The sequence below is a fragment of the Rhodococcus sp. H-CA8f genome, assembly GCF_002501585.1.
Lineage (GTDB): Bacteria > Actinomycetota > Actinomycetes > Mycobacteriales > Mycobacteriaceae > Rhodococcus_F > Rhodococcus_F erythropolis.
The window spans coordinates 3,524,443-3,541,680 of sequence record NZ_CP023720.1; the positions used below are offsets into that span (position 1 = coordinate 3,524,443).

A 17,238-nucleotide genomic window follows, 5' to 3' on the forward strand; every position below is an offset into this window, starting at 1 on the left:
TAACAAGACGCTCTACCGCACTGACCTATATACCCAGTGCCACAACCCTTCCGGACTCTTGCTGGGGCGGCGCTTCGTCGTGTCCAGAAGCCCCTCACTCCCCGATCGAAAGAGAGCACGATGACCACAGAGAGCATCTCCGGAAATCAGCCGCGACCGGTAGCAACTATCGCAAGCCTGACCCTGCTGATCGCTGCCGTCGCCGCGCTCGAAAGCATCATCGTCCCCGCACTCCCCCTGATACAGAGAGACTTCGGAGTGACGGCCGACGTCGGAGCGCTCGCATCCGTCGCTCTGACGTTGAGCACTGTTCTCGTCACACCGATGGCCGGGCGAATAGCCGACGTGTACGGCGCCCGCCCCACCTTGCTCGCGATCACGACAATCGTCGTCCTGGGCGGCAGCGTGTCCGCTCTTGCAACGATCTTCCCGCTGTTCGTCCTCGGCCAGTTTCTCCAGGGATTCGGGCTCGGGTTGCTTCCCGTGAGCTTCGTGGTCCTACGACGCACTTTGTCCTCGGACCGACTCAAGACGGCCACGGGTTTGCTCGGGGCTGTCGTCGTGGCCGGCGGCGCTCTGGGAGTCGTATTGGCCGGGCCCGTCGCGGAAAACGTCTCACGCAGCGCGATGTATGCAGTTCCGACCGCGTTCGTTTTGCTCGGGGCAATTGCTTTTGCCGTGAGCGCACCACGAGATCACATGTCGAACGTCGGCGGCCGCCTCGATTGGCCGGGAGCGGGCGGATTGGCGCTGGGGTTGTTGACGCTGACGGCGTGGCTGGCGAGCGCATCGAGCAACGGGTGGGGCGCACCGACGTCGATGCTGCTGCTTCTCGCTTCCGCTGCCGTGTTCACGATCTGGGCCAGGTATCAGAGCCGGACAACCGAGCCGATGGTCGACCTGACGATGATGCGGCATCGTTCGATGTGGAGCGCCGTGGTCGTCGGCGTGGTTTTCGGGTTCACTTACGGCGCTGTTGTCTATCTACTTCCGCAACAACTCGCCGTGCCGGAGGAGAGTGGATTCGGCCGCGGTGCGTCGACCAGCGCCATCGGCTTCCTGCTGTGCGTCGGCTACGGCGCAGCGGTCATCGCGTCGGTGATCTCCGGAAAGCTCGCACAACGGGTCGGCACGAAAGCCATTGCGGTAGCGGGAGTTGCCTTTCTCGGCCTCAGCGGCGCCGTCGGGGTCTTTGCAACCACGATGTGGCAGATCGTTGCGGTGCTGATCCTTGCGGGTACCGGCGTTGCCGCCGCGTCGACGGCAGTGTTCGTCATCTCCGCCGACAGCGCACCGGCAGACCGCGTAGGTGTCACGACGGCAATAGTCACGATCGCCAGATCGCTGGGTTCTGCTGTGGGAACCCAAATTGCCGCCGGGATCATCGCGAGCGCGACTTCATCCGGCGGCCTTCCCCAGCACTCGGCATTCGCCACGGCTTTCGGAGTAGCGGCAATCGTTGCGATTGTCGGACTCGTTGTCGCGGTGACGATGCCGAAACCGGCGTCAACCGATGTTCAGTGGTCGTCGTCGTCCTCGTCGAAGTCTGCGACTCCGCGCTTCCAGTAGCCCGTGATCAGGTGGTCGCCCGAACTCAGGCCGAGTTCGTCGCGTACGAATCTGCGAATCGGCTTGAGACTGGTGGCCTCACCGGAGATCCAGGCGTACAGGCGCTCACCTTCGGGCACGGTGACCGTCCGGACTGCCTGCTCGAGCAGATCCGAGTGACCGGCTGGGACGTCACCGCGGTGCAACCATCGCACCTCGACTCCTTCCGGAACAGTGAGTTCGATTTCCTGTAAAGGGTCGGTGATCTCGACGAACACCCACCCGGCGGCAGCAGCGGGCATCATCTCGAGCCAACGAGCAATGGCAGGAAGGGCGGTGATGTCACCGGCCAGCAGATAGCGGTCGTAAGTCCATGGAACTACGACGCCGCCGGGCGGACCTGCCACGTGCACCCGAGTGCCGACGGTGGCCGCCTGAGCCCAATCAGAGGCGTACCCACCTTCGTGGAGCGCGAAGTCGAGGTCCAGCTCCCCCGCCTCGGCGTCGTATCGACGGACGGTGTACTCACGCGAGATCGGCAATGGACGAGGCCACTTCAGGCTGAATCCGTCGCGTTCGGGTAGACGCAAAGTTCCGTCTGCATCCGGGTAAACCAGGCGGACATGCTCGTCGGGAGCGTGCGATTCGAAGCCCGCCAACTCCGGTCCACCCAAGGTCAGACGCAACAGTCCGGTCCCGACCATTTCGCTGCGAACAACTTCGAGTTCGCGAATGCCGATGGGGTACGGCACTTTTGCGCCGGTGGTTCCCGCCAGAACTTCGGCGATGGTCGCGAGGTGGTCTCCTCGGTTCATGAACTACCTTCCTTTTCCGGCGGAGCATTCCCCACCGGCACAGTGTTTTCGGAGAGATCGACTTCGTTGATCTCCGAAGTTACCCGGCGCACCGAACCCAATGCTGCCAGGAGCACCAGGCCCAGTGTCACACCGGCGAGCCCCAAGACCAGTAGCGCGGCGCCAGGCTCGAGCCACTGCCCGAGGAACCCGGCTGCCATCGAACCGATCGCCGTACCCGTGACGGCTTGCACCATCCACAGACTGGACACGCGTCCGCGCAATTCGTCCGGCGTGTTCTGTTGAAGGACTGCAAATCTCAGAATGTCGTTGAGTGCGCGGCCGAGGCCGAATCCGGCCAGGCCCAGGAACGCGACAATCGCTGCTCCCGACGCACCCAGTACCACCAGGCCGAGAGGCATCAGCGCAACAGAGATCAACATCGCGGCGCCGTTGCGGTGGACTCGTCCCGTCCACCCGCTGGTGAGGGAACCGACCACAGCGCCGACAGCGGGGGCGCCGTAGAGCAGACCGAGCATGGTGGGTCCGCCGCCGAGAACCTGGTCGACGAAGGCAGGCAGCAACACCATCGGCCCGCTGACGAACATGACCAACAGTCCGCTGATCAGGATGCCGCGAATGACTGTGTGCGTGCCGGCGAATTTCACGCCGGTCACAAGCGCGCGCATCGGGCTTTCGTGATTCGTGCCCGGTGCGGGGGAAGGGCCGATGGCTTGGAACAACGTGACAGTTGCTGCGGTGGCCACCGCAGCAACAAAGTATGTCGCGGGGATGCCGCCGGAGGCGATGATCACGCCGGCGATTGCCGGCGAGATCATCGTCCCGATGTCGGTGGTCAGCGCTACCAAAGCGCCGGCCGCAGCCATCTTGTTGCGCGGCAACAACGTCGGCATCAAAGCCATCAAGGCCGAGCTGCTGACACCGCCCGCCAAGCCGTCGACAGCTGCCGCGACGTAGATGACCCACATCGACGGGTGTGGCAAGAGCGCATTGCACCCGAGAATGACAAAGCCGAGACCCGCAGCACTGCGGGCCAACTGGATGGTGCGTCGCCGGTCGTAACGGTCAGCGAGCACGCCGCCGAACAGGCTGCCGAAGAACATGGCGATGGCCATCGCCGTGGACACTCCGGCAACCTGCAAGGTCGAGCCGGTGAGCTGGTACGTCTGCGCGGGAACGGCTACGACGAGCAGTCCGATCCCGAGCAGCGAGATCAATCGCGCGGAAAACGCGTACCTGAATGGACGGCTGGTCCGCAACGGTGAAACATCGATCACCAGCCCACCGAATCGAGTCATGCGAAGGTCTGGCCGATCAGGTCGAGCGTAGCCATTGCGCCGTCATAGTCAGGACGGTAGCTGGTGGCGGGGAGCTCGAACGTCGTGCCTGCCTTGAAGGACGGCAGCTGCGAGTAGAGCGGATCGGTGGCAAGTTCGGCCATCGGGCGACCGGACACCGGAATCACAAAGGCGACAGGAGCATCGGCGACCTGCGAGAGCAGTTCCGGGCTGACCTCGAACGAGTCACCCGAGCCGAAGAGCTGCGGGTTGCCGGCCTTGGCCATGACGTCGTCCGCCTTGAAACCGAGCTCGGCGAGCATTGCGGGGAGCGCTGCCGTCGGCGGCACGAGGTACGGCTTGTTGTTGGCGAGCGAGAGAATGTAGACGACGTTGCCCTCGGGAACCTTGATCTTGCCCTTGACCTCTTTGACCTTGTCGTCGTACGCGCTGATCAGTGCCGGAACCTTGTCCGAACGACCTGCGGCATCGGCGACGATCTCGAGCTGCTTGTCCCAGTTGGCAACCGTCTTGGGGACCAACACGGTGGGTGCGATAGCAGTCAGCTGGTCGTAGAGTTCCTCGGCCTGAACCGAGGTGATGCCCTGTCCACCGCCGATGATCAGGTCGGGTTCAGCCGCCGCGACGGCTTCGATGTTGAGCTGCTCGCCGGCCGGCAATTCCTTGGTGCCCTGCGCCTTTGCGGCATCCGACCATGCCGGCGGGAATCCACCGTCGAGGTTCGTGACACCGAGGACGCGGGTATCGGTGGCAACCACCGGTGCGTCCAGGGCGTACAGGTATCCGGCGAGACCGCCGCTCAGAACCACGATGCGCTCCGCCGACGCGGGCACGGTGACCGAGCCCTTTTCGGTTTCGATCACGCGCGTCGTGGGCTCTGCAGCCTTGGTCGGTTCGTCGTTCGAATCGCTACTGCAACCGATCATCGCCACGAGTGCGACGATCAGCAACCCTGCGATGGCGACGAATCGTCGCCAACTCCGTATCGCGAGGGGCGGTGTGGACTTCATCATTGAGCTCCCATTGTGTTTCAACTGTGTGGTTTTCAAACTATGTGGCCGTGCGTTTCGACAAATGGCTGTCGAGCAGCGGGGCAATTGCCGCCCACCCGGCTGGGGTCACCAATCCGGCGTGGTCGTACGGCAGATGGTGTACTGCCATGTCCCGGTCCCCGCGGACTCTGCGCCAGCGATCGGCCAGCAGCTGTCCGGACGCCTCGGCGTCGGCGGTGATCAGAGTAACCGGTCCGTCGTAGGTTGTGTCAGTCGAGCGGGCCACGAGCAAACGAGTGGCATCAAAACCCGCCCGAACAGCCTCGACCAGTCCCGGTGCCTGAGTGAGGATCTCGGGTGGCAGGGCGGCGGCCAGATCTCGGTCGTCGGCATCGTCGCGACCGCGATCGTCACGATCTCCCAGTGGATGAGTATCGATCAGACCGGCGAACTCCACCCTCTCGCCGGTACCGACCAGCTGAGCCGCCATCGCGGCAACGACGTTGCCACCGAACGAGTAGCCGAGCAGGTGGTACGGCCCGCTCGGCTGAACGCCCCGAATCGTGTCGACGTACATCGCTGCCAGTTGGTCCACGTTCGTCGGTTCGAGTGGCTCACCGGCAACTGTGGGAAGTTGCAGGCCGAACAGTGGACGGTCAGCCTCGAGGACACCGATCAAAGGTGCAAAGGGCCAAGCGAATCCACCGGCCGGATGCACGCAGAACAGTGGTTCTTCGCTGCCTTCGGCTCGGAGTGTCAGAAGGCGATCGCGACTTAAATCGATTTCGGACGCCGACTCGCCAAGGTGTGCTGCAAGTTCTGCAACTGTCGGACGGGCCATCAGCGTTCCCACACCGACGCTCACCGACAGGTCGTGCTCCATCTCCCCCACCAGTCGCATGGCTCGAAGCGAGTCGCCGCCGAGATCGAAGAAGCTCTCTTCGGGATCGACGGCCTCGACGCCGAGTACCCGCGCAAAGACCTGGCACAGTTGCCTTTCCATCTCGGTTCGCGGTGCTCGGGCCGCTGCTCGGGCGGGGGGTGCCGGCAACGCACCGCGGTCCAGTTTTCCGTTGGGCGTCAGCGGGATCGAATCCACGACGACGATGTCCGACGGAACCAGGTGTGCCGGTACGCGTTCCCGCAACGCAGCTCGCAGATCGACTGCATCAGCGCCGGGTTCTTCGATGACGTACCCGACCAGTCGCGGCGGCCCACCGCCTTCGCTACGGACTGACGCTGCCGCTCTCAACACTCCCGGCAACGACGCCAGCGCGGATTCCACTTCACCCAATTCGATCCGAATGCCTCGGATCTTGACCTGATGGTCTGCGCGACCCAGATATTCGAGTTCGCCATCGCGGCGACGCAGAACGACGTCACCCGTGCGGTACATGCGGTGACCGACCGAGTAGGGATCCGCGACGAATACGGAAGATGTCAGCGCGGTCCGGTGAAGGTAACCCATCGCCGTTCCGTCACCGGACATGTACAGCTCGCCCGCCGCTCCGATCGGAACCTCCCGCAGCCCCGAATCGAGTACCCGCGCGGACGCGTTCAGAATCGGACGACCCAAGCACGGTGTCTCGCTCCCCTGAACCGGGGATCCCATCGCGTTGATCGTGAACTCCGTCGGCCCGTAAAGGTCGTACCCGTCGACACCGTCCTGATCGCGCAATCGCGACCACAGTTCGGCAGGTACAGCTTCTCCTCCGAGCATCACCAACACAGGCGTCCGCTCCCCGTCGAGGAGACCGGCGGCCATCAGTTCCCGTGCATACGAGGGGGTTACATTTACGACGTCGATACCGACTTCGCGGTAATGCTTCACCAGAGACGCGGGGTCCAGTCGCGCCTGCTCGTCGATCACGTGAACTTCATGCCCCGCGAGCAACCAGAACAGTTCCTCCCACGACATGTCGAACGAGAACGAGACTGTGTGCGCGATGCGCAAACGTCGGCCACCCACACTGTTTTCGGTCGGAGTGAAGATCTCGGCCTTGTGATTGTGATACATCGTCGTCAACCCGCGGTGACCCACCACAACGCCCTTGGGTTTTCCGGTACTGCCCGAGGTGTAGATGACGTAGGCAGGCTGGTCCGGTGAGGTCGGCCCGCACACCGCGGCCTCGTCGACTACAGGTGCCGGAGACTGCCCGTCGAGTACCCCGGTTACGTCCGGGTCGTCGAGGACCAGACATACCTGTCCATCCGGAACAACGAGGTCACGCGTCTGAGTCGTGGTGATCACCAGCGCCGCATCGCTGTCGAGGATCAGTTCGCGCAGGCGTGCCGGCGGGTGAGCCAGATCCAAGGGAAGGTATGCCGCTCCAGTTCTCATGACGGCGAAGATCGCTACGACGTGATCGGCGGTACGCGGAAGTGCGAGCGCCACAACACGGGTCGATCCCGCGCCTGGCACCGACTGCCCCAGCGCCGAAGCGAGTATCCGTGCCAGCCTGTCCACTCGAGTGTTCATCTCGGCTGCGCTCAGTGTGACGTCTCCGAAGACCAGCGCCGTCTCGTCCGGAGTTGCCGCTGCCCTTTCGCGGAGCAAGGCGTCCACGCTACCGCCTGCCTGGTCCGGCCGCGGCATCACAATGTGCTCCGAAGCGAATTCCGCGGGGGTGTGCGAAAGCGGAACCGCCGTTTCCGCCACCGTGGCGGTATCGGAATTCGCCATCACTTCGAGGATCGTGATGGTGCGTGAAAGAACGTCCCGAGCCACGTCGTGGGGAATCAGGTCGGGACGATTTTCGAGAGTGAGCGCCATCGGCGCATCCCCGACCCCCGGATCCACGTCGAGCGTGAGCGCATAGTGGGTGCCGTCCACTGCGTCGAACCCGACGATTCCACTGCGCCCGAACGTGTCTCGACGTGCCTGTTCGTCACGAGGCGTGTTGCGGAAGACGTAGAGCGTGTCGAACAGTGTTGCGAACCCAGCGCTTCGCTGCACGTCGCCGAGCCCGAGCTGGTGATGCCCCAGCAGCGAACCCTGTTCACGGAACAGGCGTCCGAGCAACGCCGAGATCTCCTCGCCTGGCCGGACCCGGACACGCACGGGAATGGTGTTGAGCGCCAAGCCCACCATGCGGTCGGCGCCCTCGACCTCGGGTGAACGTCCCGAAACCGTCGATCCGAAGACCACGTCGTCACGCCCCGTCACGGCGCGCAATGCCAGGCCCCACGCCGCAGAGACGACGGTGGACACCGTCACTCCGCTACGTCTGGCCAGCTCGCGAACGTGCTCGGTGATGCTCTGTTCGAGCTGAACCCGGGTGAACACCGGCAACGGAGCGCGTCCGCCTGATCCCGTACCACCCACGAGTGTGGGTTGCCCGAGATCCGCGAGGTAGTCCTTCCAGGACGAGAGGGCGTCCGTGCGATCCGCTTCGGCGATCCATCGCAGGTGATCACGGAAGTCCGCAGGCTTGTCGAGCGCGCCGTCGAGTCCAACCGGGTCCGTGCCGTGAGTGCGAGCAAACTCGTAGAGCGCAAACAACTCCGCGTACATCAAGGTCTGCGACCAACCGTCGGTCAGCAGGTGGTGCTGAGTGAAGACGAGATGCGCTCCCCCACCCGGTAACCAGACCAGCACCATTCGAATGAGTGGTGGTGCACTCAAGTCGAAGAGCGTACCGAATTCGGCCTCGTCGACGGCGCGAACCTCGCGATCGATGTCCTCGGTCGCAACTGCGCTCAGATCGATCTCGCGGAAAGGCATTTCGGCTGCCCTGGGCACGAACTGCACCGGAGTGTCGAAACCGGCGTGTGTGAAGCCGGCCCGCAGGTTCGGATAGCGCCGCAAGAGCGCATCCCCCGCTGCTCGGAGTGAGCGAACGTCGACGGCAGCATCGGCGGAGAACTCGAATCGCGGCTGCATGTGATAGACATCCGTACCGCCCGCGCCGTCGAGAACCGACTGGAAGTACATGCCTTCCTGCAAGGGACCGAGTGGCAACACGTCCTGCCAGCCCGGGCTCAGCGACTCGAGCCGTGCCCGACGATCCGCATCGACGTTTACGAGTGGGCTCGGCACACGATCCGGCGCGGTGTCGGGCAATGCCTTTCGGTCCACCTTGCCGTTGAGGGTGAGCGGGAGTGCTTCGAGCACCGTGATGCTCTGCGGCACCATGTGCTCAGGGAGCAGCCGCGCAATCTCCTTGCGCACCAGTACCGAATCGAGCGTGGTTCCACCTTCGGGAACCACATATCCGTGCAGACTTCCGGTGCCCGCCGCATCGACACGGACGGTGGCTGCCGCGCGGAACACACCGGCCACCGATCCGAGCGCGCCTTCGACCTCGCCGAGCTCGATACGGAAACCGCGAACCTTCACCTGATCGTCCGCACGACGAAGGAAGTGCAAAACCCCTCGCCTGCGTCGGACCAGATCGCCGGTGCGGTAGAGACGTGCCCCCGGCAGAGAAGGATCGGCAACGAACCGAGCGACGGTCAGATCGGGGCGATTCAGGTATCCGCGGACCACCTGCGCACCACCCAGATACAGCTCGCCCGCAACGCCTTCCGGAACCTCACGCAGGTCGTCGTCGAGGATTCGCACGTGCACGTCGGTCCAGGGCTGACCGATCGTGACTCGGTCGCCGGTCGTGATGACCGAAGATGTCGCCCACACCGTGGCCTCGGTGGGTCCGTAGACATTCCGGACCGAAGCAGCGTTGGCCACCAGATCGTCAGCCAGATCCTGAGGGAGGGCTTCCCCTCCCACCAGGGCTCGCACCATGGCGAGTCCGACTGCGTTCTCGTGTTCGGTGACCACTCGCCACAGCGCCGGCGTTGCCTGCATCACTGTCGCATCGCTTGCGATGATCAACGCCGACAACGCATCCGGATCGCGAACCGTCCTGCGGTCTGCGATCACGACAGTCGCGCCCGCTGCGAGCGGGCACAGCAACTCGAGTGCGGCGATGTCGAACGACACCGTTGTCACCGCGACGATGCGATCGCCCGGCCTGATCCAGCAATCCTCGAGTACCGTGTCCGCGAAGGCCGCGAGGTTGCCCGTCGAGACCATCACGCCCTTGGGGCGACCCGTCGAACCGGAGGTGTGGATCATGTAGGCGAGGTGATCACCCGCCGCGGGCGGCGAAGGAAGCACAACGCCCGAGTTGGTGAACTCACCGTCCACGAAGACACTCGTGGCGACCGTCGACGGAAGTTGCCCGGCGCTGTCGATACTGGTCAGGACACACACCGGAACCGCGTCCTCGATCATGAACTCGAGCCGCTCACTCGGGTAGTCGACGTCGAGTGGCAGGTACGCCGCACCAATACGCAGTACCGCGAGCAGTCCGGCCACCAGATCCGCATCTCGATCGAGCGCGACGGCGACTACCTTCTCGGGTCCGGCGCCGGCCGCGAGAAGTTCGCGGGCCAGCTCGTCGACGCGCGCCGACAGTTCCCCGTAGGTAATTCCGACCTCGCCGGAGATCACCGCGACGTCGTCGGGGTGGAGACTGGCATGTCGAGCGAACAACTGCGAGATCCCCGACGGCGGCGTCGCGCGTCGGCCCGGGTCGCGATCCGACTTGCTTTCCGACAATCGCAGATCCGCGACGACAGTGCTGTTTTCGTGACCGAGGACCGCGATCACACCGTCGAGCAATGCGTCCGCAGTCGCGGCGTCGAACAGCCCGGCATCAACCGTCAATCGAAGTTCTGTTGCGGTTCGGACGAATTCGAGGTCGACGCTATTTCCGGGCGAGTGACCGACACGGGCAGCGAACAGACTACTCGTCGGACGCCCGAGTAGATCGGCGATTCGGTCGAGGCTGACTTCGGAATGCGCAAGTGACTCAGAGACAGCGTTTTCGACTCGTCGAACGACATCGGCAATTCTCGGCCGACCGGACAGATCGACCCGAATCAGGCTGTCAGTCCCTTCCGAGAAGAGTCCGACCGCAAGGTCCCGACCACCACCGAAGCCGTTCAGCGTCGCCGCCACTGCGGCCAACAGCACCGCGTCGAATCCTGATCCGTCACCGAACCGAGCATCGCGTAGCTGACGAACGTAGGTGTGCGGGCGGTACTCTTCGCCGCGCGGGCGATCGTAGGGAAGGTCCGTTTCGAGGGGCAAGCCCGCGAGCGTGCGAACCCAATACCGCTCGTGATCAGGATTTCCCGCCGCCGCCGGGGCGCGGAACGTCGCCACGGTCACGGCGGGTCGATCGACGACAGCAACCGAATCCGGCGAGAACTTCTTCTGATCGACGCGTGCGGCCACGGCAAGACCGAGGGGGGTCGGGGTGTCGAAGACATCGGAGACGACGACGCGAATTCCCAGCTTCCGCAGACTTCCCACCAACCGCATCGCAGTGAGCGAGTGACCGCCGAGAGTGAAGAAATTGTCACCCGGATCGACGTCGGGAATCTCCAACACCGTTGCGACACAGGCGCACACTGCATCGACGACCGCGGGATCGACATCGATCGCAGGATCGGACGCGGCCACCTTTTTCGTGACAGCCACATTTTTCGTGACAGACACCGCATCGCCAACGGACGCTGCCTGTCGGGCAACCGTGAGCACCGCGGATGCGGGAGCTGTCGGCTCGGTCAGCAACCCACGCAGGATCTCCGCGAGCCGTGTGACCATTCGCTGCGCCGTGGCTTCGGAGACAACTGCCGGATCGTGGTACAGGACCAGATCCAGACCGGTGCTCGGCGGCGCCATCAACGTCATCGGATAGTGCGTGACTCCGCGGTTGGTGAATCCCTCGACTCGAAGTGTGTGCGATGCAGGCTGTCCCGCACCGGAGTTCGGGAAGTTCTCGAACACCAGGAGCGTGTCGAACAGTTGACCGATCCCGGCGATGCGTTCGATCTCGGCCAAACTGGTGTGCTCGACGTCCACGATGTCGAACTGCGCGTTCTGCAGACCGACGAACTGATCCAGCAAGGGCTGATCCGCGACGATGTCGAGGCGGGCCGGAATCGTGTTGCTGAACAACCCGACCATTCCCTCCACCCCGGAGAGTTCGGCAGGTCGGCCGGACACCGTGGCCCCGAACACGACGTCCCACTGTCCCGACGCTTCGGCGAGCGCCGCTGCCCACGCACCCTGAACCAGGGTGTTGACCGTCAGCGCTCGCGCACGACCGAGTTCGATCAGCGCTTCGGCGTCCGATGTCGCGAGAGGAACCTCGAGCGCGACGGGCACACTTCGCGGCGCCCCTGCGTCGGCAACGAGAGTCGGCGCGGTGAGCCCACGCAGACGCTCACTCCACACTGCGCGGGCAGAGTCCTGATCACGGCCGGCGATCCATGCCAAGTAGTCGCGATACGGCGTCGGCGCAGGAAGGTGCGCATCGCCGTCGTGGTAGACGTTCATCAGCTCGCGCAGGACGATCGGAGTCGACCACCCGTCGGTGAGCAGGTGATGTGCATTGAGGACCAAACGGTGCACCCCGCCGGGCAGCCGAATCAGCAGCGCACGCAGCAGAGGCGGTGTACTGACATCGAAGACGTAATCGGCGGCCTCGTCCTCGAGCTGATCTGCAGAGCGGAATGCAGTGTCAGCTGGAACGGAGGTCAGGTCGACCGAACGCCACTCGACTTTTGCACCGCGCGGAATGATCTGAACGGGCCGTTCGAACTGCTCGTAGTGGAAAGCTGCGCGTAGGTTCGGGTGCCTGTCGATCACGGTCTCGAACGCGTCGGCCAACTTCACCTCGTCCAACGGGCCGGAGAGGTCGAAGCGTGCGGTAAGGGTATAGACGTCTGCTTCGCCGTCACGGACCGCGTGGAACAGGAGGCCTTCTTGTAGCGGCGACAGCGGAAGTACATCGGCAAGCGGTCCGTGGACGGCTTCGAGTTCGTTGATCCCGGCTTGATCGACCACCGCGCCCTGGCCGAAGATCGTCGCCGAGCAATCGGAAGGCGTCAAACCACCCTCGAAGAGCGCGGCATGCGCGGTCAGGGCAGCGAGCGCACGTTCCCAATGCTCTTGCAGCGCGACGATCGTTTCGCCGTCGAGCACTGAACCCGCCGCAGTCCACTCGACTGCCAGCGTCGGTGCTCCGTCCTCACGGACAAATGCGTTGAGCGCCAGCACTTCCGACATTGCCTTGCTCGCCGGTTCGATGACCGCGAATGGATCCTGCTCCGGCAATCGCCATCCGGTTCCGGGTAGGGACGGGAAGCGGCCGAGATAGTTGAGCAACAGTTCAGGTGTAGCGCACGCGGAAAGGTCAGGTGCGGTGTCGCGATCCAGATGCCGCAGAACTCCGTAGCCGACTCCACCTCCGGGTACGGCGCGTTTTGCTTCCTTCACCGCACGAAGCAGATGCCCGGCAGCTGCTCCGCCGCTCAGTGCGTCGGCAAGATCGTCTGCGGTGAGCAGTGCATCGGTGGGAACCCGGACGGGGAACTCACTGGTGAACCACCCGATGGTTCCGGCGAAGTCGGTGTCGCTGGTGAGCGCGTCGCGGCCATGGCCTTCGACGGTGACTGTCTGCGCGGGCAGGCCGATGAGGCCGCGGCCGTGCTGCCATGAGCGCAAGGCAAGCATCAAACCCGCGAGTAGCACTTCGTCGGCCTTGGCTCGATACGCCGCCGGAAGCGTGGTCAACAGCGCGTCGGTGACGGCCGGGGGTGCAACAGTTGTCGTGCGAGAGGCGGTTGCGGTGACGTCGACTTTCGGGTCGAGACGACGACTGCCGATCGGCTCGTCGTCCGCCTGTACCGACGCGGACTTCCAGTACTCGAGCTCTGACGCCCTGCTGCCCGAGGCCCCGAATTCTGCGAGCAACCCCGCGTATCGGCGCCACGAACTTCCGCCAGCACCCAGCCGGGCCGACCTACGCTCGCGCGCTGCATCGGTAGCTTCGTGGAGGTCTGGAAGCAGAATTCGCCAGGACACACCGTCGACGATCAAATGGTGAGCCACGACGATCAAGTGGTCGGGTCGACCGGCCGCGGTATTGACCAGTACGACTCGCAGGAGTTCACCGGCGCGCGGGTCGAGACTCGCCGCCGACGCCTCCGCGAGCTCTCTGATCCGGGGCAGCTCCGAGGTGTCGGACACCTCGCGAACGAGTCCCTCGCTGCGCACCGCGCCGGCGTCCCGGACGATCAATTCGGTAGTGCCGCTGTCATTGTCACGGCGCAGGAGCAGACGTAGAGCGTCATGGTGATCAAGGATCGTCTGCACGCCGGACTGCAGGTCGCCCAGCGAGAGGCCGTCGTCGATGCGCACTGCGGTCCACTGCGCGTAGCCCGCAATTGCCTCGTCTGTCGGATTCTTGTCGATCAGTGCCCGGACGATCGGCGGAGCGATCACGGTGCCGGTCGCCACGTCCGCAACCGAGGCTACCGCGTCGGCGTCATCGGCAATCTCACGCGCCGCAGCGGCGATGGTTCCCAGATCTCGCTGTGCAAGTAGCTCTTTCGGAGCGACGACCAGTCCGCGCACCCGCAGGCGACTGCTGACACTGATTGCCGTGATGCTGTCACCACCGAGGCCGAAGAAATCCTCGTCCACGCCGACGCGCTCGCGGCCGAGCACCTCGGCCACCACGTCACAGAGGATTTCCTCGTGTGGTGTCGATGCAGCGCGACCTTCCGATTCGGTAGCCGGCGCAGGTAGTGCCGCACGATCGAGCTTTCCGTTCACCGTGACGGGCAGTTCGTCCAGAACGACGATTGCGGCCGGAACCAAATGATCCGGTACGCGACCGGCGAGGTCTCGGCGCAATTCTTCCTGCGGCGGAAGCGTCGTACCGGCGGCGGCTACAACGTAGCCGACCAGGCTGGGCCGTCCTCCATCCGTACGGATCAGCGCGGCGGCCGCGCCGATTCCGGGCACCGATCCGAGAACAGCCTCGACCTCGCTCAACTCGACGCGATGTCCGCGGATCTTCACCTGCTTGTCGCTACGACCGATGAAGTCGTATCCCCGCCCGGGTACCCAGCGCGCGACGTCCCCGGCGCGGTACATCAGATCCCCCGGAGCCCCGAAAGGATCTGCGACAAAACGCTCGGAGGTCGCTCCGGCGCGACCGAGGTATCCCCTGGCCAATTGCGGTCCGGCCAGATAGAGCTCACCTCGTTCACCGTCGGCGACCGGTTCGAGCGCGCTGTCGAGCAGGTACGCACGGGTTCCCGCGAGCGGGTACCCGATACGCGGTCCGGCACCTTCGACCGTGGTCGCGATCGCGTCGACCGTCGTTTCGGTGGGGCCGTACAGGTTTCGAGCGGGAACACCGGATTCGATGATTGCGTCCCACAGTGCGGGCGGTGCCGCCTCGCCGCCCACGACGAGGAGCTGCAACCGCTGCGTACGCAGCAATCCGTTGTCCACCATCGCTGCCGCCATCGACGGCGTCGTGTCGACCACGTCGACGCAATCTCGCTCGAACGCCGCGACCAGGGCAACGGCGTCCTTCTGCAGTTCTTCGTCGTATACGTGCACCCGATGACCACACAGCAGCCACAGCAGTTGATCGAGAGACGCGTCGAAGGCGAACGACGCCGTATGCGCGGTGTGCAGTTGGCGGTTCCCGACGCGCTCGGCGGTGTCCCGGTAGATGGTGGCGCGGTGGTGGTGAAGCAGGTGCGCCAATCCACCGCTTCTGACCAGCACTCCCTTGGGCTTGCCTGTCGATCCCGAGGTGTAGATGACGTACGCCAGGTGATCACCATGCCGCGCCGTCGCCAGTTCACCGAGTTCGAGTGGAAGCTCGGAATGGGCACGGAGTTCTTCGCGCACTGCGGCGGAATCGAGTACGAGCGGGTCGGGTCGAGAATCTCCGACGAGTTGCTCAGCCAGCGCGGAAGTGGTGAGCACCACCTTCGGTTGCGCGTCGTCGATCAGATCCCGCAATCGCTCGGCCGGGTGCTGCGGATCCAGGGCCACGTACGCTGCGCCCGCGTTCAATGTCGCGAGCAGAGCCACCACTATCTCGGAGGTACGCGGAAGTGCAAGTCCGACAATGTCGTCCGGGCCGACATCGCGAGCCCGAAGCAACCGGGCGAGTTTGTGGACGCGACCACCGAGTTCTGCGCCTGTCAGACGTCCCTCACCGCACACCAGGACCGTGTCATCCGCATGATCGGCGACGATGCGGTCGAAGACGTCCGGGACGAGGGCGACGGAGCCAGGCACAGGTTCAATTTCACGGCCGGCAAGGATCCGCGCAGCTTCGGGTGCCGGCATCATCTGCACCTGTCCGACGGCAGGGTCTCCCTCCCCCACCATCGCGTTGACGATGCTCACGAAACCAGCGAGGCGACGCTGAACCGAATCCCGAGTGTTGGTGCGCGCGTCCACTTCGAACCCGAGGAGAACTTCGCCGTCCGCGATGGGGGTGACCGTCAAACCCAGGTCCTCGGGCGGACCTCCGGCGACGTTACGCAGTACACCCACAGCGCCGGCGAAATCGAGGGCGAAGTCGAAAGCCTTGAGATTGATTCCGATCCCGTGAAGCAGTGCGCCCGTGCCGGCGACGCCCAGGTCCCGAGCAAGATTCTCACCGCGGTAGCGCTGGTGTGCGCGCAGGCTTTTCATCGTGGCGGCCACCTGCTTGCTCAGGTCACCGAGTCGATCGTGGCTGCGAATCGTCAACCGGAGAGGCAGAACGTTGACTGCCATGGCCGGGGTCTTGAGTGCCGTGCGCCCCACGCGCGCCATGAGTGGCATCGCGACGACAACATCCGTCTCACCGAGCAACCGGTGGAGAAACGCGCCGTAGCAGGCGATCAGCGCCTCGGCCCACGTTGTTCCCGTCGCGTCTGCCACCTCTTTGAGGCGGCCGAGGGCGTCGGCACTGATGACCTCGCGAACCTGGATCGTTCGTTCCGCCGGACCGGTGACCTGCTGGCCGCGTCCGTCCAACGCGGGCAAAGGCGTCAGGACATCACGCCAATAGTCACGATCTTCGACGAACTGGTTGCCCGCCCGGTACGCCTCGTCCTCGGCGACCAACGCACTCATCGAACCGAATCGCGTTGGTGCGACGTCGGTTCCCTTCTTCGCCGCCGTGTAGTGCGCGGCGACACGACGCGAAATCATGGCTGCGCTGTATCCGTCGACGATCAGGTGGTGATAGAGCTGGATGCACCAGATCTCGCGATCGGACAGCCTGATCAGCGAGTATGTGTACAGAGGGCGCTCCACCATCAAGCGGCAGTACTCGGACGCTCGGCTGCGCTCGGCGTCGACCAGTGCGTGCGCCACGGCTACGGGATCGCGCTCGTCACGGACGTCGGTGATCGGGATGACGCCAACCGGCTCGTCGGAGATGTACTGACGCGGGCCGTCCGCCGTCTCGATCATCCGCAGCCGCATGGTTTCGGCTTCGCCGATCGTCGCCCTGATGGCGGCCGTCAGAAGTTCGGTGTCGATCGGTTCGTCGCCTGAGATTTCGAGCACCTCGCCGACGAGATAGCTCCGAGATTCGGGATCAAGCCTCTGTGCGTTCCAAATCCCGAGTTGAGCTCCTGTGAGAGCAAACGTAGCTTCGTTTGCCGCTCCGGAGTTCGAACCTGGAAGAACGCTCACACTGATCCCCTCGTCTGTGGACACACGTCACCCAAGGGTGACCTAACGTCGTTTTGGGTAGCCTA

At 64.3% G+C, this 17,238-nt stretch carries 5 protein-coding genes; 1 reads left to right on the top strand and 4 read right to left on the bottom strand.

The genetic code is table 11. The features are described from left to right. Positions 1 to 120 precede the first annotated feature (120 nt). Positions 121 to 1,569, top strand: coding sequence for an MFS transporter (locus CPI83_RS16385; RefSeq protein WP_029255219.1), 1,449 nt, complete (start codon positions 121 to 123; stop codon positions 1,567 to 1,569). Here the strand turns inward: CPI83_RS16385 and CPI83_RS16390 are convergent. The 4 genes from CPI83_RS16390 to CPI83_RS16405 are packed head-to-tail and all read right to left on the bottom strand — an operon-like array spanning position 1,518 to position 17,173. Further along, positions 1,518 to 2,363, bottom strand: coding sequence for a siderophore-interacting protein (locus CPI83_RS16390; protein WP_029255218.1), 846 nt, complete (start codon positions 2,361 to 2,363; stop codon positions 1,518 to 1,520). The genes CPI83_RS16385 and CPI83_RS16390 overlap by 52 nt on opposite strands. Next, positions 2,360 to 3,661: an enterobactin transporter EntS gene (entS, locus tag CPI83_RS16395; protein ID WP_007735127.1), complete on the bottom strand. Its 1,302-nt coding sequence runs from the start codon at positions 3,659 to 3,661 to the stop codon at positions 2,360 to 2,362. The genes CPI83_RS16390 and entS overlap by 4 nt, the downstream gene beginning before the upstream one ends. Beyond that, entirely contained in the window at positions 3,658 to 4,671 is a 1,014-nt protein-coding gene (locus CPI83_RS16400; protein WP_029538034.1) for an ABC transporter substrate-binding protein, read from the bottom strand. The genes entS and CPI83_RS16400 overlap by 4 nt, the downstream gene beginning before the upstream one ends. A gap of 40 nt (positions 4,672 to 4,711) precedes the next feature. Next, positions 4,712 to 17,173, bottom strand: a complete 12,462-nt coding sequence (locus CPI83_RS16405; RefSeq protein WP_232816761.1) for a non-ribosomal peptide synthetase — start codon at positions 17,171 to 17,173, stop codon at positions 4,712 to 4,714. Positions 17,174 to 17,238: the final 65 nt, after the last annotated feature.